At 66.2% G+C, this 17,562-nt stretch carries 12 protein-coding genes; 1 reads left to right on the top strand and 11 read right to left on the bottom strand.

The annotated features are described in order from the left end of the window. The first annotated feature begins 95 nt into the window (after positions 1-95). Positions 96-347, top strand: a complete 252-nt coding sequence (locus QE444_RS22745; protein WP_007161640.1) for a YfhL family 4Fe-4S dicluster ferredoxin — start codon at positions 96-98, stop codon at positions 345-347. Positions 348-370: 23 nt separating this feature from the next. On the opposite strand, the gene QE444_RS22750 is transcribed toward QE444_RS22745, so the two are convergent. From QE444_RS22750 to QE444_RS22800, 11 genes are all read right to left on the bottom strand, one after another. Then, positions 371-727 (bottom strand): multidrug transporter, encoded by a 357-nt coding sequence (locus QE444_RS22750; protein ID WP_133861480.1) that lies wholly within the window; start codon positions 725-727, stop codon positions 371-373. A gap of 85 nt (positions 728-812) precedes the next feature. Then, entirely contained in the window at positions 813-1,625 is an 813-nt protein-coding gene (gene lgt / locus QE444_RS22755) for a prolipoprotein diacylglyceryl transferase (protein ID WP_280308684.1), read from the bottom strand. A gap of 19 nt (positions 1,626-1,644) precedes the next feature. Beyond that, a complete protein-coding gene (locus QE444_RS22760) occupies positions 1,645-2,427 on the bottom strand; it encodes a sulfite exporter TauE/SafE family protein (protein ID WP_285387832.1) in 783 nt (260 codons plus the stop codon). 76 nt (positions 2,428-2,503) lie between these two features. Beyond that, a complete protein-coding gene (gene ptsP / locus QE444_RS22765; RefSeq protein WP_133861481.1) occupies positions 2,504-4,783 on the bottom strand; it encodes a phosphoenolpyruvate--protein phosphotransferase in 2,280 nt (759 codons plus the stop codon). Positions 4,784-4,894: 111 nt separating this feature from the next. Then, the gene (locus tag QE444_RS22770) at positions 4,895-5,368 is read right to left on the bottom strand and encodes an RNA pyrophosphohydrolase (RefSeq protein ID WP_007161635.1); all 474 of its coding nucleotides are present in this window, start codon (positions 5,366-5,368) and stop codon (positions 4,895-4,897) included. A gap of 191 nt (positions 5,369-5,559) precedes the next feature. Continuing rightward, a complete protein-coding gene (locus QE444_RS22775) occupies positions 5,560-7,083 on the bottom strand; it encodes an MFS transporter (RefSeq protein ID WP_285387735.1) in 1,524 nt (507 codons plus the stop codon). A gap of 110 nt (positions 7,084-7,193) precedes the next feature. Next, entirely contained in the window at positions 7,194-8,207 is a 1,014-nt protein-coding gene (locus QE444_RS22780; protein ID WP_273861870.1) for an Ldh family oxidoreductase, read from the bottom strand. 92 nt (positions 8,208-8,299) lie between these two features. Beyond that, a complete protein-coding gene (hemE, locus tag QE444_RS22785; protein ID WP_273861871.1) occupies positions 8,300-9,367 on the bottom strand; it encodes a uroporphyrinogen decarboxylase in 1,068 nt (355 codons plus the stop codon). A gap of 421 nt (positions 9,368-9,788) precedes the next feature. After that, positions 9,789-11,207, bottom strand: a complete 1,419-nt coding sequence (locus tag QE444_RS22790) for an FAD-dependent oxidoreductase (protein ID WP_133861485.1) — start codon at positions 11,205-11,207, stop codon at positions 9,789-9,791. Between the two features lie 90 nt (positions 11,208-11,297). After that, positions 11,298-15,746, bottom strand: a complete 4,449-nt coding sequence (gltB, locus tag QE444_RS22795) for a glutamate synthase large subunit (protein WP_285387732.1) — start codon at positions 15,744-15,746, stop codon at positions 11,298-11,300. 216 nt (positions 15,747-15,962) lie between these two features. Continuing rightward, positions 15,963-17,561 carry an AAA family ATPase gene (locus QE444_RS22800; protein WP_285387730.1) on the bottom strand — a complete coding sequence of 533 codons (1,599 nt, stop codon included), beginning with the start codon at positions 17,559-17,561 and terminating at the stop codon, positions 15,963-15,965. Position 17,562: the final 1 nt, after the last annotated feature.

Raw genomic sequence — 17,562 nt, forward strand, 5'->3', positions numbered from 1 at the left:
CCCCAAGGACTGTCGGGTGCAGCCGGCGCGCGGATGGGGCAAAATGCGCGCCTGACTTTTGGATCGCTGCGCGTTCGCGCGGCGTGGAGCCGACGATGTCCCTCATCATTACCGACGATTGCATCAACTGCGACGTGTGCGAGCCCGAGTGCCCGAACGGCGCCATCTCCCAGGGTGCGGAGATCTATGTGATCGATCCGAACCTGTGCACCGAGTGCGTGGGCCACTACGACGAACCCCAGTGCCAGCAGGTCTGCCCGGTGGACTGCATCCCCCTCGACGAGAACCATGTCGAGACCAAGGAGCAGCTGCACGACAAGTATCTGAAGATCAGCGGCCAGGCCTAAGCGACCTGGCCTGGCGCCAGGGCCTATTCGGTACGCCCGTATCCGCTCTGGGTGCAGCCCAGGCAGCGCACGAAGGCCGCCTTGCCCGGCTCGACCACCAGCGCCTTGCCGGCCTTGCCGATGTTACCGCCGGCGGCGGTGAACGGCAGACTGACCACGAACGCGCCCGCGCCGATCACGGTGGCGGCGATCAGTAGCGGTCGCGCGATCAGCAGATCGCCGATCATGGAAAAGGCGGCGGGAGCCTGGGCTTCACCGAACGCCTGGTCGGCGGTCTGATATTCGGTGACGTCACCCTGGGCCTGCTGTGCCTGCGCCGGCAGGACCTGCATCGTCAGGGCCAGCGCCAGCACGGCGGCCAGGCTACGGAACGGATTCATACGGCTGATCCCTTGCGCGGTTGTAATGGTGGTCCCTGAACTATAACAGGCCGCCCGCACTTGTCATGCGGGCGGCCCCCAGACGTCATTCGGCGCGGACGACCGGCTGCGGCGCACGGCGGTAGGCATAGACCATCAGCGCGACACCGCCGAGCACCATGGGTACGCAGAGTACCTGCCCCATGGTCAGCCAGCCCCAGGCCAGATAGCCGAGCTGGGCGTCGGGCACCCGGACGAATTCGACGATGAAGCGGAAGATGCCGTAGCAGAGCACGAACAGGCCGGACACGGCCATGGTCGGCCGCGGCTTGCGCGAGTACAGCCAGAGAATGACGAACAGCGCCACGCCTTCCAGGGCGAACTGATAGAGCTGCGACGGATGGCGCGGCAGCTGGGCCGGATCGCTGTAGGGCGGGAAGATCATCGCCCAAGGGACATCGGTAGGCTTGCCCCAGAGCTCGGCGTTGATGAAGTTGCCGATGCGACCGGCACCGAGGCCGATGGGTACCAGCGGCGCGATGAAGTCCATCAGCTCGAAGAAGCCCTTGTTGTGGCGCTTGCCGAACCACCAGACCGCCAGGATCACCCCGAGCAGGCCGCCGTGGAAGGACATGCCGCCCTTCCAGACCTCGAAGATCAGCGTCGGATTGGCGATGTACTCCGCCAGGTTGTAGAACAGCACGTAGCCGAGTCGCCCCCCGGCGATGACCCCCAGCGCCACCCAGAACACCAGATCCGACAGCGTCTCGCTGGTCCAGCGCGGATCGAAGCGATTGAGCCGACGCTTGGCCAGCCACCAGGCGCCGCCGATCCCCACCAGGTACATGAGGCCGTACCAGTGGATCTTCAGCGGCCCCAGCGACAGGGCCACCGGGTCTATTTGCGGATACGGCAGCATGGTGCCTCCTTGAAAGGGATCAGAGTAGGAAGTTGAGACCGACGCCGAACAGCAGCAGGGCGAACAGGCGCTTGAGCAGCCGGGGCGAGAGGCGATGGGCCAGTCGCGCACCGAAACGGGCCGAGAACATGCTGGTCAGGGCGATGCCCAGCACGGCCGGCAGATAGACATAGCCCAGACTCCAGGCGGGCAGACCCGGCTGCTGCCAGCCGACCAGGATGAAGGACAGCGCCCCGGACAGGGCGATGGGCAGGCCACAGGCCGCCGAGGTGGCCACCGCCTGCTGCATCGACAGGCTACGCCAGACCAGGAAGGGCACGGTGAGCGAGCCGCCGCCGATGCCGAAGATCGCCGAGGCCCAGCCGATCACCACCCCCGCCACCGTCAGCGTCGGCTTGCCGGGCTCGCCGGCCTGGCGCCTGGGGCGCAGGTCCAGCGCCAGCTGGAGGGCAATGAGAATGGCGAAGGTGCCGATGATCTTCTGCAGCAGCGGGCCATGGATGGCAGCGGCGGTCAGGGCGCCCAAGGCGCTGCCGAAGACGATGCCCAGGGCCATCCAGGCGAACAGCCGCCAGCGCACGGCGCCGAGTCGATGGTGGGCCCAGACGGAATTCAGCGAGGTGAAGACGATGGTGGCCAGCGAGGTGCCCACCGCCAGGTGGGTGAGGATGTCCGGATCGAGGCCCTTGGCGGTAAAGCTGTAGACCAGCACCGGCACGATGATCAGGCCACCGCCGACCCCGAACAGACCGGCCAGCAGCCCGGCGCAGGCGCCGAGCACCAGGAAGAGCAAGAGATCCATCATCACCTCGGGCGCAAGAGGCGGCATGGTACGCCGCTACCTGTCAGGCGGGAAGCAGCCTTCCCGCCTGACACGCTCAGCTCTGGACGCTGGCTGCCGGGTTGATCACCCGGCCCAGTCCGAGATTGCGCAAGGCCAGGTGCAGGGCGCTGTGGATGACCTGGGGATTGTCGATCTGGCGCATCTGCTGCACCAGCTCGCGGGCCTTTTCCAGGGTGACCTGGCGCAGCAGCCACTTCACCTTGGGCAGGTTGGTGGCGTTCATCGACAGGGTATCGAAGCCCATGCCCATGAGCAGCACCGCCGCCGCCGGATCGCCGGCCATCTCGCCGCAGATGCTGACCGGCACCCCTTCGGCATGGGCGCCGTCCACTACCTGTTGCAGCGCCTGCAACACCGCCGGGTGGAAGTAGTCGTAGAGATCGGCCACCCGCGGGTTGTTGCGATCCACCGCCAGCAGGTACTGGGTCAGGTCGTTGGAACCCACCGAGATGAAGTCCACCTGGCGCGCCAGATCACGGGCCTGGTAGACCGCCGAGGGGACCTCGACCATGACACCCACCGGCGGCATGGGAATGTCGACGCCTTCGTCACGCACCTCGCACCAGGCGCGGTGCAGCAGATGCTGGGACTCCTCCACCTCGTGCACACCGGAAATCATCGGCAGCATGATGCGCAGGTTGTTCAGGCCTTCGCTGGCCTTGAGCATGGCGCGGGTCTGCACCAGGAAGATTTCCGGATGGTCCAGGGTGACGCGGATCCCGCGCCAGCCGAGGAAGGGATTGTCTTCCTTGATCGGGAAATAGGACAGCGCCTTGTCCCCGCCGACGTCCAGGGTGCGCATGGTCACCGGCGCCGGATGGAAGGCGGCCAGCTGCTCGCGATAGATGGAGAGCTGTTCCTTCTCGCTGGGAAAGCGCTCGTTGACCATGAAGGGCACTTCGGTGCGATACAGCCCGACCCCTTCGGCGCCGCGCTGCTGGGCACGGGCCACGTCGGCCATCAGGCCGGTGTTGACCCACAGCGGCATGCGGTGACCGTCGAGGGTCTCGCAGGGCAGGCTGCGCAGGGCGTCGAGGCCCTGGGTCAGCTGGCGCTCCTCTTCCACCACGTCGCCATACTGCTTGATCAGCGTCGGCGACGGATTGGTGAAGATCTCGCCGTGGTAGCCATCGACGATGAGGTCGATGCCGTCCACCTTGGAATACGGCAGATCCACCGCGCCCATGACGGTGGGCACGCCCATGGCGCGCGCCAGGATGGCGACGTGGGAGTTGCCCGAGCCAAGCACCGAGATCAGGCCGACCAGGCGCCCTTCGGGCACCTCGCCGAGCATGGCCGGCGAGAGCTCCTCGCTGACCAGGATGGTGTTTTCCGGATAGATCAGGCAGGCCTGGTGGGCCTGCTGCAGATAGGCCAGCAACCGGCGACCGAGGTCGCGCACGTCGGCGGCGCGTTCGCGCAGATAGGCGTCGTCCATCAGCTCGAAGCGCTGGACGTGCTCCATCACCACCTGGCGCAAGGCACCCTGGGCCCACTGGCCGCTCTTGATGATGGTGGTCACCTCGTTACCGAGGGCGGCGTCGTCGAGCATCATCAGATAGACGTCGAACAGCGCCTGCTCTTCCTTGCGCAACTGGGTGGACAGGCGCTTGGACAGCGCCTTCATGTCCGCCCGTACGCCTTCGATGGCGGTGCGGAACAGCTGCAACTCGGCGTCGATGTCGGTCACGGTCTTGTCCGGGACCACTTCCAGGTCGGCCGGTGGCAGGACCACCACCGCCTTGCCGACGCCCACCCCGGGCGAACCGGGGATGCCGACGAAACGGGCCTCCTGGATACCCCGGCCCTGCCGGTCCAGCCCGCGGATGGTCCCGGTGGCCTCGGCATGGGCGATCACCCCGGCGAGCTGGGCGCTCATGGTCACCAGGAAGGCCTCCTCACCCTCGTCGAACTGGCGACGCTCCTTCTGCTGCACCACCAGCACGCCCATGACGCGCCGGTGGTGGATGATGGGCGCGCCGAGAAAGGAGGCATAGCGTTCTTCGCCAGTCTCGGCAAAGTAGCGAAAGCGCGGGTGACTGGCGGCGTCTTCGAGATTGAGCGGCTCTTCGCGGGTCCCGACCAGGCCGACCAGGCCCTCGTTGGGGGCCATGCTGACGCGACCGATGGACTTCTTGTTGAGGCCTTCGGTGGCCATAAGCACGAAACGGTTGGTATCCGGATCCAGCAGATAGACGGAGCAGACCTGCGACTGCATGGCCGCGCGGACGCGCTGCACGATGATGGACAGTGCCGACCCCAGATCCTTGGCGGCATTGACCTCCTGGACGATCTTGCGCAGAACTGCAAGCATCTAGCGCCTCCGCAGCCGACGCCCGGCGGAGCCGCCGGCGTGCATCACGTGTCGTTCATCCTGCATGACCACAGCTTCTCCTCACCTCTTTCGCACCGGCCGTACCGGTAATCAGGCCAGCAAGCGGGGTGCCAACTCCTTGAGCGCCCGCCGATAGACCTCTCGCTTGAAGGTCACCACCTGGCCCAGTGGGTACCAGTAGCTTACCCAGCGCCAGCCATCGAATTCCGGCTTGCCCGTCACATCCATCCGCACCCGCTGCTCTTCCGCGGTCAGCCGCAGCAGAAACCACTTCTGCTTCTGGCCGATGCACAGCGGACGGCTGTGGGTGCGCACCATGCGCTGCGGCAGACGATAGCGCAACCAGCCCCGGGTACAGGCCAGGATGCGGACGTCATCGGGGCTCAGCCCCACTTCTTCGTTCAGCTCCCGGTACAGCGCCTCTTCGGGCGTTTCCCGGTCATCTATCCCACCCTGGGGGAACTGCCAGGCATCCTGATTGATGCGGCGAGCCCACAGTACTTGGCCGGCATCGTTGGCGAGAATGATGCCGACATTGGGGCGAAAACCATCAGCGTCGATCACGGCTGCCACCCTTGAAAAATGTCGTTGCCCGCATTGTTCCACAAAGCCCGACAGCCCAGCAATGCAAGCTCCGGACCGACTGGGGCGCGGCCGACCGGCGCAGGCGCCCGACAGCTGCCGCGACCTGCAAAAGCCCGCATTATGGTGGTCGCTAGCTGAACGTCGGCTTAAGGGCCGGCAAACGTCGCGCCTCAGCGAAAATGCCGTTGCACGGCCATGTAGAGGGCCAGTGCCAGACCGATCCAGCCGACCAGCCAGAAATAGTCGAGATAGCCCAGCACCTGGCTCTGGCGGGTGACCAGACTGGAGATCTGCGCCAGGGCGCTGTCGGCGCCGGTGGCTTGCCGATAGCGTTCGCCATAGGCCTGGTAGGTCTGCGCATAGGGATTGACCGCGGCGCTGAGCACCGCGGCGTGAAAGGCGTCGCGCCACTGCAGGAAGACGTTGGAGAGCACGATGCCCATGGGCATGACCAGTTGCTGGGTCATGTTCTTGATCTGGTAGGCCTGGCTGAAATAGGCCGGCTCGACGCGCATGAAGGTGTACATGATGATCACCGCGAAGGTGCCGATCAGGTAGGTGCCATGCATCATCAGCCCCGGGACCAGTTGCTGGTAGAGGGGCACGTCGGCGTGCTGGCGCACCATCCAGAAGCCGTAGCCGGCCAGCAGCAGATAGCCCGCCACCAGGTACTTGCGAAAGCCGCCCCAGGGAAAGCGCTCGCGCAGCCGCACCGAGGTGATCATCAGCAGCGGGGCCAGACCGCACAGCCAGCCCAGCGCCATGACGCCCCCGGCGGTATAGACCGGCAGTTGCAGGCCGTTGACCACGTACTGGGGGATGATGAAGTTGTAGGCGCCGAGCAGGAAGTAGTTGAGCATCATGAACAGCATGCCGGCGAGAAAGCCCGGGGTGATGGCGTGCTTGAAGTCCAGCGTCGGCCGCGCCAGGCCGCGCTCGTAGTAGACATAGAGTCCGAGGATGGCCGTTCCCAGCAGCAGCTCCAGGGCCAGCCACAGCCCGTCGCTGAAGAAGTCGAAGGCCAGGCGCTGGGTGGTGGTGGTCAGCAGCAGGCTGCCCACCGCCAGCAACACCATGGACAGCAGCGAAGGCGCTCCGGAATTCTGCAGCGGATGGGAGCGCCGCGGCAGCGACAGCCAGACGCACACCGCCACCAGCGCGCAGGCCAGCGCCGGCACCATGAAGATGGCGCGCCACTGATGACCTTCCAGTAATTCCGCAGTGGTAAAGGACGCGAGCGCACCACCCAGGGGCACGCCGGAGGCGAAGGCGCGGATCCCGGTCGGCAACTGGGAACCGGAGAAATACATCTGCACCAGTACCCGTGCCCCGGCAAAGAAGGTGGCGGCGCCGGCGCCCATCAGTACTCGCCCGACGATGAAGGTCGGCAGATCGGTGGCCACCAGGCAGCACACCTGGCCGACCAGGTGGATGCCGACGGCGGTGAAGATCAGGTTGCGATAGCCCAGGCGCTGGGCGAACCACTGGTGCGGGGCACTGGTGACGATGACCGCGGCACTGTAGCAGGCCGTGGCCAGGGTGTAGCTGCGCGGGTCGATACCCAGGCCGCCGTAGACATAGCGGTTGGCCAGGGCGATCGACAGGTTGTCGAGAAAGTACACCAGCACCATCAGGGTGATGCTCAGCAGCAACAGGCCGCGGTGGTGAGGGCGATCGGTGTCGTCGGCGTACATGAAGACCCAGGCTGGCACTAAGGGGGCCAGTCGTGGACCGTGCGTCCGGGGCGGGGTTCAGAGACCGCGTTGTCGCAGTCTCCTCCAGGTGATACGGATCGCGTCCCGACTCAGCCGGGCAGCAGGGCCCGGACGTCGGCCAGGAGTTCGTCCGGCACCTCCACCCAGCCACGAGTGGTGTTACGAGTCCGTGCCTGATAGCGCCGTTGCGACGGCAGGCGGGCGCCCTGGGCCTCGATGCCGGCGAACAGCTGCTCGGCGCGCTGCTGATAGTCGGCCACTGCGGCGCCGAGAAAGCGCTGGGGATCGAAGGCCAGGATGAGTTCGCCGTGATAGGGCAACCCGCCCGCGCCGGCGTCGACCACGGAGGACTCCGGACTGGTGAGATCGCCGATCAGGGGACCGGCGAGCAATTCGATCATGGCCGACAGCGCCGAGCCCTTGTGGCCACCAAAGGTGAGCATGGCGCCCTCCTCCAGCACGGTGCGGGCATCGCTGCTGGGAGCACCCTCGGCATCCACCCCCCAGCCCTCGGGCAGGGCCTTGCCGGCGCGTCGATGCAATTCGATTTCGCCGCGGGCAACGGCGCTGGTGGCGAAGTCGAAGACGAAGGGCTGCCCTTCCGGCCGTGGCCAGCCGAAGGCGATGGGATTGGTACCGAACAGGGGACGACGCCCACCGGCCGGGGCGACATAGGCCTGGGTCGGATTGCAGGCCAAGGCCACCAGGCCCCTGGCGGTGAGGGCTTCCATCTCCACCCAGAGCGCCGAGAAGTGCACGCAGTTGTTGATCGCCAGGGCTGCCAGACCGCACTTGCGCGCCTTGGCTTCCAGCAGCGGCAGACCCGTATGAAAGGCCAGCGGCGAGAAGCCGCCCCCGGCATCGACCCGGACAATGGCCGGTGCCACGTCTTCGACGCGAGGCTCGGCATCTGCCACCACCTTGCCGGCCTTGAGCGTCTTGACGATGCCCAGGAGCCGATAGATGCCATGGGAGGCGCAGTCGTCACGCTGGCCGGCCACCATCATGGCGGCGATGGCCGCGCCCTGCGGCTGACTGAAGCCATGGGCCGCGAGCACCTCTTCGGCCAGGTGCTGCAGTTCTTCCGGGGTCATCTGGGCCATGGCGGCGCTCCGTCGGGAAAACCCCGACTATGCCGTAACCGGCCACGCCCCGCTCGCTCGACTTGGGACCGGTCGTGCCGATCCCGGCACAGTCAGCCTTGGTGGTAGCGCCCCGACAACTCGTGGACGGCTTCGATGAAGGCACCGGCATGGGCCGGATCCACCTCGGGGGTGATGCCATGGCCCAGGTTGAAGACGTGGCCGCTGCCCTGGCCGTAGCTTTCCAGGATGCGCCCAACCTCGGCGCGGATGGCCGACGGCTTGGCGTAGAGCACGCTGGGGTCCATGTTGCCTTGCAGGGCAACCTTGGCACCCACACGGCGGCGCGCTTCGCCGATGTCGCAGGTCCAGTCCAGGCCCAGGGCCTCGGCCCCGCTGTCGGCCAGGCTTTCCAGCCAGAGACCGCCATTCTTGGTGAAGAGGATCACCGGTACCTGGCGCCCTTCATGCTCGCGGATTAGCCCGGCGACGATCTTGCGCATGTAGGCCAGGGAAAATTCCTGGTAGGCCGCGGCGGACAGGTTGCCGCCCCAGGTATCGAAGATCTGCACCGCCTGGGCGCCGGCGCGGATCTGGCCGTTGAGGTAGGCGGTGACCGCCTGGGCCAGCTTGTCCAGCAGCAGGTGCAGGGCCTCGGGGGTGTCGTAGAGCATGGCCTTGGCCTTGCGGAAATCCTTGCTGGAGCCGCCTTCGATCATGTAGGTGGCGAGGGTCCAGGGGCTGCCGGAAAAGCCGATCAGGGGTACCCGGCCGTCCAGCGCCGTGCGGATGGTGCGCACGGCGTCCATCACATAGCCCAGGTCGGATTCGGCATCGGGGATCGGCAGCGCCTCGATGTCGGCAGGCGTGTCGATCACCTTGCGAAAGCGCGGCCCCTCGCCGGTCTCGAAATAGAGGCCCTGACCCATGGCGTCGGGGATGGTGAGGATGTCGGAAAAGAGGATGGCGGCATCCAGCGGATAGCGCTCCAGCGGCTGCAGGGTCACCTCGCAGGCGAATTGTGGGTTCTTGCACAGACTCATGAAGTCCCCGGCGCGGGCCCGGCTGGCGCGGTACTCGGGCAGATAGCGCCCGGCCTGGCGCATCATCCACACCGGGGTGACGTCCACCGGCTGCTTGAGCAGGGCACGCAGGAAACGGTCGTTCTTCAGGGCAGTCATGGCGACATCCGGCAGCAAAAGTGCCGGCATTGTCGCAAAGCGGCTGGCAAAAGGCACGGCAGCGGGTCGTGCCTTTTGTCTATCGGGGCGATGGGGTGGCGGTTGTGACTGGCAAGGGATAGCCGCGTGGAAAACGCTGTGCGGTTTTCCACCCTACGCATCGGTGGCGGCGTGAAGCCGTAGGGTGGGTAACGGCGCGGCCTTACCCACCGTCGAGCCCAGCACATTACAGCCACCCTCGAGAGGACGGATTCAACGAGCTAATCGCGGCCATGCCGGTGCGCCGTAGCGACCGCTCCTACAAGAGCGTCATGCCAGGCAGGAGCGGTCGCATCGGCGAACCGCCATGACCTCGATAATCTTTCAGCAACAAAAAAGCCGACCGGCTTGCACCGGTCGGCTCCTGTCCAGCGGCCTGGGCTCAGACGCCCAGGTAGTCGAGGATGCCCTCGGCGGCGTTGCGGCCTTCGAAGATGGCGGTCACCACCAGGTCGGAGCCACGCACCATGTCGCCACCGGCAAAGATCTTCGGATTGCTGGTCTGGTGCTTGAATTCGTGCAGCCCTGGCGCGACCACGCGCCCCTGGCTGTCGAGATCGATGCCGAACTGCTCGAACCAGGGCGCGGGACTCGGGCGGAAACCAAAGGCGATGACCACCGCATCGGCCGGCAGGATTTCCTCGGAACCGGGAATCGGCTCGGGACTGCGGCGACCACGGGCATCGGGCTCGCCCAGACGGGTCTCCACCACCTTGACGCCTTCCACCTTGTCTTCGCCAATGATGGCGATGGGCTGGCGGTTGAAGAGGAACTTCACGCCCTCTTCCTTGGCGTTCTTCACTTCCTTGCGCGAGCCCGGCATGTTGGCGGCGTCGCGGCGGTAGGCGCAGGTCACGCTCTTGGCGCCCTGGCGGATGGAGGTGCGGTTGCAGTCCATGGCGGTGTCACCACCGCCCAGGACCACCACGCGCTTGCCCTTCATGTCGACGAAGTCGGCCGCATCCTTTTCGAAACCCAGGTTGCGATTGACGTTGGCCACCAGGAAATCCAGGGCGTCGTGCACGCCGGGCAGGTCTTCGCCAGGGAAGCCGCCCTTCATGTAGGTGTAGGTGCCCATGCCCAGGAAGACCGCATCGAATTCCTCGAGCAACTGGTCCATGGTCACGTCCTTGCCCACCTCGGTGTTGAGGCGGAATTCCACACCCATCCCGCCGAAGACCTCGCGGCGGCGGCTGAGCACGGTCTTTTCCAGCTTGAATTCGGGGATGCCGAAGGTCAGCAGGCCACCGATCTCGGGATGCTTGTCGAACACCACCGGGGTCACGCCGTTGCGTACCAGGATGTCGGCACAGCCCAGGCCGGCCGGACCGGCACCGATCACGGCGACGCGCTTTCCGGTCGGCTTGACCTTGGACATGTCCGGGCGCCAGCCCATGGCGAAGGCGGTGTCGGTGATGTATTTCTCCACCGAACCGATGGTCACCGCGCCGAAACCGTCATTGAGGGTACAGGCGCCCTCGCAGAGCCGATCCTGCGGGCAGACCCGGCCACAGACCTCGGGCAGGGTGTTGGTCTGGTGCGCCAGCTCCGCCGCCGCCAGGATGTTGCCTTCGGAGACCAGCTTGAGCCAGTTGGGAATGAAGTTGTGCACCGGGCACTTCCATTCGCAATAGGGGTTGCCGCAACCCAGGCAGCGGTGCGCCTGCTCGGCGGCCTGCTGGGGCTTGAAGGGATCGTGGATCTCGACGAATTCCTTCTTGCGCTGGCGCAGCAGCTTCTTCTTCGGATCCTTGCGACCGACCTCGATGAACTGGAAGTCGTTGTTCAGACGTTCAGCCATTTCCAAACCTCTTGAAGCGACGCCCCTTCAGCAGGGCGCCACGAGCTATCACGGTGAAACCGGCGCCCTGGGGAGCCGGCATCGAAGTCGTTATTCCGGACGGGCGCGGGTGCTGACCAGCAGCGACGCCAGGCTGGCCGCCTTGGGCTTCACCAGCCAGAACTTGCGCAGGTAGTCGTCCAGATTCTCATGGAGATGGCTGCCCCAGGCACTGCCGGTCTCGCGCACGTATTCGGCCAGCACCCCTTCCAGGTGGCTGCGATAGGCTTCCATGGCCTCGCTGTTGATGCGCTGGATCTCCACCAGTTCGTGGTTGACCCGGTCATAGAAACCGTTGTCCAGGTCCAGCACATAGGCGAAGCCGCCGGTCATGCCCGAGCCGAAGTTGTAGCCGGTCTTGCCCAGCACGCAGACGAAGCCGCCGGTCATGTACTCGCAGCAGTGGTCGCCGGTGCCTTCCACCACCGTGTGGGCCCCGGAGTTGCGCACCCCGAAGCGCTCACCGGCGGTGCCGGCGGCGAACAGCTTGCCACCGGTGGCGCCATAGAGGCAGGTGTTGCCGATGATGGCCGATTCCTGGCTCTTGAAGCCCGCGTCCTGGGGCGGGGTGATGACCAGCTTGCCGCCGGTCATGCCCTTGCCCACATAGTCGTTGGCATCGCCTTCCAGATACATATGCAGGCCGCCGGCGTTCCAGACGCCGAAGCTCTGGCCAGCGGTGCCCTTGAAGCGGAAGGTCAGCGGCGCCTTGACCATGCCCTGGTTGCCGTGACGCCGGGCGATTTCACCGGAGACACGGGCACCGATGGAGCGGTCGCAGTTGCCGATGCTCAGGCTGAAGTCACCGCCTTCGAGCTTTTCGATCCCGGGCAGCGACAGGCGTACCATTTCCTCGGCCAGCAGGCCCTGGTCGAACGGCGGGTTCTTTTCCACCTGGCAGTACTGCGGCTTCTCGGCCGGAATGTGATCGCTACCCAGCAGCGGGGTGAGATCCAGGTGCTGTTGCTTGGCGGTCTCGCCCGGCAGGATTTCCAGCAGATCGGTACGGCCGATCAGCTCGCCCAGGCTGCGCACGCCCAGCCTAGCCAGCCACTCGCGGGTTTCCTCGGCGATGAAGGTGAAGAAATTCATCACCATCTCCACCGTGCCGATGAAGTGTTCCTTGCGCAGGCGGTCGTTCTGGGTGGCGACGCCGGTGGCGCAGTTGTTCAGGTGGCAGATGCGCAGGTACTTACAACCCAGGGCGATCATCGGCGCGGTGCCGAAGCCGAAGCTCTCGGCGCCGAGGATGGCCGCCTTGATCACGTCCAGACCGGTCTTCAGACCGCCGTCGGTCTGCACCCGCACCTTGCCGCGCAGGTCGTTACCGCGCAGGGTCTGGTGCGCCTCGGCCAGGCCCAGTTCCCAGGGCGAACCGGCGTACTTGATGGAGGTCACCGGCGAAGCACCGGTGCCGCCGTCGTAGCCGGAGATGGTGATGAGGTCGGCATAGGCCTTGGCCACACCAGCCGCTACCGTCCCCACGCCGGGCTCGGACACCAGCTTGACCGATACCAGCGCCTTGGGGTTGACCTGCTTGAGGTCGAAGATCAGCTGCGACAGGTCTTCGATGGAATAGATGTCGTGGTGCGGCGGCGGCGAGATCAGGGTCACGCCGGGTACCGCATAGCGCAGCTTGGCGATCAGGCCGTTGACCTTGCCACCGGGCAGCTGGCCGCCCTCGCCCGGCTTGGCGCCCTGGGCCACCTTGATCTGCAGGACCTCGGCATTGACCAGGTACTCGGGGGTGACGCCGAAGCGGCCGGTGGCCACCTGCTTGATCTTGGAGCTCTTGATGGTGCCGTAGCGCGCCGGGTCCTCGCCGCCCTCACCTGAGTTGGAGCGCCCACCCAGGCGGTTCATGGCCTCGGCCAGGGCCTCGTGGGCCTCCGGCGAGAGGGCGCCCAGGGAGATGCCGGCCGCGTCGAAGCGGGTGAAGATGTTGGCCAGCGGCTCGATCTCGTCCAGCGCCAGGGGCTGGTCGCTGGTCTTGACCTTGAGCAGGTCGCGGATCATGGCCACCGGACGCTGGTCCACCAGCGCGGTGTATTCGCGGAACTTGGCGTAGTCGCCCTGTTGCACGGCGGCCTGCAGCAGATTGACCACGTCCGGGTTGTAGGCGTGGTACTCGCCGCCATAGACGAACTTGAGCAGGCCACCCGGCTGGATCGGCTTGCGGTTGTTCCAGGCCTCGCCGGCCAGCAGCTTCTGCTCGGCTTCCAAGTCGACGAAGCGCGCGCCCTTGATGCGGCTGGTGACCCCGGGGAAGCAGAGGTCGGTGACCTCGTCCGCCAGGCCCACGGCCTCGAACAGCTGGGCGCCGCGATAGGAGGCGACGGTGGAGATGCCCATCTTGGAGATCACCTTGAGCAGGCCCTTGGTGATGCCCTTGCGGTAGTACTTGAACACCTCGTAGAGATCGCCCAGCACCTCGCCGGTGCGGATCAGGTCGCCCAGCACCTCGTAGGCCAGGAACGGATAGACCGCGGTGGCGCCAAAGCCCAGCAGCACGGCGAAGTGGTGCGGATCGCGGGCGGTGGCGGTCTCCACCAGGATGTTGCTGCTGGTGCGCAGCCCCAGGTTGACCAGGTGATGGTGCACGGCGCCGGTGGCCAGCACCGCGTGTACCGGCAGCTTGCCCGGCTCGATGTGGCGGTCGGTCAGCACCAGCAGCACCTTGCCGGCGCGCACGGCCTCCTCGGCCTGCTCGACGATGTTGCGCAAGGCCGCCTCGAGGCCCATGGACTCGGGGTAGTTGAGGTCGATCTTGACATGCTCGAAGCCGGGCTTGGGCATGTTGAGGATGGTCCGCCACTTGGCCGGCGAGACCACCGGACTGCTCAGGATGGCGCGATCGGCGTGCTCGGCGGTTTCCTCGAAGACATTGCGCTCGGCGCCCAGGCAGGTCTCCAAGGACATGACGATGGACTCGCGCAGCGGGTCGATCGGCGGGTTGGTGACCTGGGCGAATTGCTGGCGGAAATAGTCGTAGGGGGAACGGATGCGCCGCGACAGCACCGCCATCGGGGTGTCGTCACCCATGGAGCCCACGGCTTCCTGGCCCTGCTCGCCCAGCGGGCGCAGCACCTGATCACGCTCCTCGAAGGTGACCTGGAACATCTTCATGTACTGGCGCAGCTGATCCTGGTCGTAGAAGGCCGAACCGTGATCGTTGTCGTCCAGGGTCGCCTGGATGCGCATGGCGTTCTTGCGCAGCCACTGCTTGTACGGATGACGCGCCTTGAGGCGATTGTCGATGTCGTCGGTCTGCAGCACCTCGCCGGTCTCGGTGTCCACGGCGAGGATCTGGCCCGGGCCGACCCGGCCCTTGGCGATGACGTCGTCGGGCTGGTAGTTCCAGACGCCGACTTCCGAAGCCAGGGTGATGTAACCGTTCTTGGTGGTCACCCAGCGCGCCGGGCGCAGGCCGTTGCGGTCGAGCAGGCAGACCGCGTAACGACCCTCGGTCAGGACCACGCCGGCCGGACCGTCCCAGGGCTCCATGTGCATGGAGTTGAATTCGTAGAAGGCGCGCAGATCGGCGTCCATGGTCTCGACGTTCTGCCAGGCCGGCGGAATGATCATGCGCACGGCGCGGAACAGATCCATGCCGCCGGTCACCAGCAGTTCCAGCATGTTGTCCATGCTGGAGGAGTCGGAACCGACGCGGTTGACCAGCGGACCGAGCTGGTCGAGATCCGGGATCAGTTCGTTGACGAACTTGGTCCGCCGCGCCTGGGCCCAGTTGCGGTTGCCGGTGATGGTGTTGATCTCGCCGTTGTGGGCGAGATAGCGGAAGGGCTGCGCCAGCGGCCACTTCGGCAGGGTGTTGGTGGAGAAGCGCTGGTGGAAGACGCAGATGGCGGTGGCCAGACGCGGATCGCCGAGGTCCGGATAGAAGGCGGCGAGATCCGCCGGCATCATCAGGCCCTTGTAGACGATGACCCGGGACGACAGGCTGCAGATGTAGTGCTCGGCGTCCTCGGCATTGCGCACCGAGGAACGGCGGCGGGCGGAGAACAGCTTGACGCCGAACTGCTGGTCGTCGAGACCCGGACCGGCGACGAACACCTGCTCGATGCGCGGCAGGCGGGCCAGGGCCAGTTCACCCAGCACCGAAGTGTCGATGGGCACCTTGCGCCAGCCGACCAGGGTCAGGCCGGCGGCCTCGATCTCCAGGTTCATGTTGGCACGGGCCCGTTCGGCACGGGCCTCGTCCTGGTTGAAGAACACCACGCCGGCAGCGTACTGCTCGGGCAATTCGGCACCGAACTGCTCCTGGGCGATGGCGCGCAGGAAGGCGTCCGGCTTCTGCATGAGCAGACCGCAACCGTCACCGGTCTTGCCGTCCGCGTTGATACCGCCCCGGTGGGTCATGCAGGTCAGGGCTTCAATGGCCGTTTCCAGCAGGTCGTGGCTGGGCTCGCCCTGCATATGGGCGATCAGGCCGAAGCCGCAGTTGTCCTTGAAGCTATCGGGATTGAACAGGCCTGCTTTCATAGCGCTCTCACCGGCAATCAGGTTATTGCGAAGGCATCACAAAACGGTCCGCTTATTTGAACTTTTTTCGGACAGTCAAAGGCTGACCAGTGTAGCGAAAAAATCGCTTACGACAAACACTGATGACACCTGATGAAAATTTGGTGACGCAAAAAAGAAAGCCCCGGCATCACGCTCGTGATAGCACCGGGGCTTTATTTGCATTTCAGGCAAGAATCAGCGACTGGTGGCGATGTCCTGCTGGATGCTGGCGAAGGTCCGCGGCCAGGGTTTGCTGGCCTGCACCTTGGCCGGCAGCTGCTTGACCGCCGCTTCCGCCGCCGCCCGATTGGCGAAGTTGCCGTAGGTCACCACATAGAGCGCCTTGCCCTGGTAGCTCTTCTTGAAATAGCGGAAGTTGCCACTGTCGGACTGGCCGGCGATGAAGTCCTGCGCGGCCTTTTCGGTGCTGGTGCCCACCACCTGCAAGGCGTATTTGCTACCGGACTGGCTGCCGTACCAGCCCGCCGCGGCACTGCCGGCGTGGGCAGGCGCCGCCGTCGGGGCCGGCTTGGCCGGTGCCGGCGCGGCGATAGGCGCAGGCGCGGTATGCCGGGGCGCCGGGGCAGCCACTGCCGGCGCACTGGGCGCTGGCGTGCGTGCCGGTGTCCGGCTGGGCAGTTCGTCTTCGTCACTGACCGGCGGGGCCTCGGTGGTCACGGTCGGCGGCACGCCGCCAGCGCCCATGTCGTTACCGGCCGCGGTACCCGCCTGCCGGCCACCAGCCGCTTCCGCCAGGGGTTCACGGATGACCGGCTGCGACTCACCCACCAGCGGCAGGGGCAGCGGCTTGGAAGAGCCGTCGAACTGGATGGGCGCCCCTTGGGCGTCCTTGCCGGCAGAGGCGGTGTTCTGGCCACCCATGGGCAGGTCCTGTCCGGCCGTGCCGGTGGCCGGGGCCTCGCTCTTGCCGCCCTTCAGCGACAGCGCCGCGGCGCCGACTGCCAGCACCACCACCCCGAGAATGACCAGGTGCTTGCGCGGCAGCGCCGCCAGCAGATTGCGCGAGCCCTTCGCCGGTGCGGCGGCCTTCTTGCGCCGGGCGCTCATGCCCGCCACCAGGACATCCCGGGCTTCTTCGTTGAGCCGACCGGGCCAGCCGCCGGAGCGCTGGTGGATGGTCGCGAGTTGCTCGTCGGTAAAGATCTCCAGGCCCTGGCCAGCACCCTCCAGGCGCTGGGCCAGATATTCCTCGGCCTCGCTCTCGCTGTAGGGCAGCAACTCGATGGCGTGATAGCGCTCTTCGCCCTGGGCGATGTCTTCCAGGCGCATCACCACTTCCGCTTCGCCGAACAGGAAGACGTGCAGGCGCTCCTTTTCGCCGCCACCGGCCAGTTCCAGCAGGGCTTCCAGCGCGGGGGTGGCCAGCGCCTCGGCGTCATCCACCAGGATGTAGACCTCCTGCCCCGCCAGGCGCACTTCCGCCGCCTGCGCGAGAATGGCCGCCGGCGTCTGGCTGTCGGCGCCCACGCCCTTGGCGACCTGGGCCAGCACGGTACGGGCGTCGCCGCCGTTCTGCGCGGAAATCACCACGCAGTGCACGGCCTCCTTCTTGGTACTGGCCGCCAGCGCCTGGCGCAGCAGCGTCTTGCCACTGCCCTCGGGGCCGCTGACTACCAGCAGCAGCTGGCTGTAGCGGGCCAGATGATGCAACTGGCCCAGCACCGGCTTGCGCTGCGCCGGAAAGAATTTGAAACCGGGAACGCGGGCGGCGAACGGGTCGTGAGTGAACTGATAGTGACCGAGGAAGGCTTCGTCGGCGTGCAGATTGGACATG

Source organism: Pseudomonas sp. SORGH_AS_0199, from assembly GCF_031453735.1.
Taxonomy (GTDB): Bacteria; Pseudomonadota; Gammaproteobacteria; order Pseudomonadales; family Pseudomonadaceae; genus Chryseomonas; species Chryseomonas aestiva.

What these genes read in the sequence shown, in the direction of transcription:
- QE444_RS22760 (WP_285387832.1), bottom strand. Translation starts at nt 2,427, where the DNA reads ATGGATCTCTTGCTCTTCCTGGTGCTCGGCGCCTGCGCCGGGCTGCTG.
- lgt (WP_280308684.1), bottom strand. Translation starts at nt 1,625, where the DNA reads ATGCTGCCGTATCCGCAAATAGACCCGGTGGCCCTGTCGCTGGGGCCG.
- gltB (WP_285387732.1), bottom strand. Translation starts at nt 15,746, where the DNA reads ATGAAAGCAGGCCTGTTCAATCCCGATAGCTTCAAGGACAACTGCGGC.
- QE444_RS22745 (WP_007161640.1), top strand. Translation starts at nt 96, where the DNA reads ATGTCCCTCATCATTACCGACGATTGCATCAACTGCGACGTGTGCGAG.
- QE444_RS22800 (WP_285387730.1), bottom strand. Translation starts at nt 17,561, where the DNA reads ATGTCCAATCTGCACGCCGACGAAGCCTTCCTCGGTCACTATCAGTTC.
- QE444_RS22780 (WP_273861870.1), bottom strand. Translation starts at nt 8,207, where the DNA reads ATGGCCCAGATGACCCCGGAAGAACTGCAGCACCTGGCCGAAGAGGTG.
- QE444_RS22775 (WP_285387735.1), bottom strand. Translation starts at nt 7,083, where the DNA reads ATGTACGCCGACGACACCGATCGCCCTCACCACCGCGGCCTGTTGCTG.
- ptsP (WP_133861481.1), bottom strand. Translation starts at nt 4,783, where the DNA reads ATGCTTGCAGTTCTGCGCAAGATCGTCCAGGAGGTCAATGCCGCCAAG.
- QE444_RS22790 (WP_133861485.1), bottom strand. Translation starts at nt 11,207, where the DNA reads ATGGCTGAACGTCTGAACAACGACTTCCAGTTCATCGAGGTCGGTCGC.
- hemE (WP_273861871.1), bottom strand. Translation starts at nt 9,367, where the DNA reads ATGACTGCCCTGAAGAACGACCGTTTCCTGCGTGCCCTGCTCAAGCAG.
- QE444_RS22750 (WP_133861480.1), bottom strand. Translation starts at nt 727, where the DNA reads ATGAATCCGTTCCGTAGCCTGGCCGCCGTGCTGGCGCTGGCCCTGACG.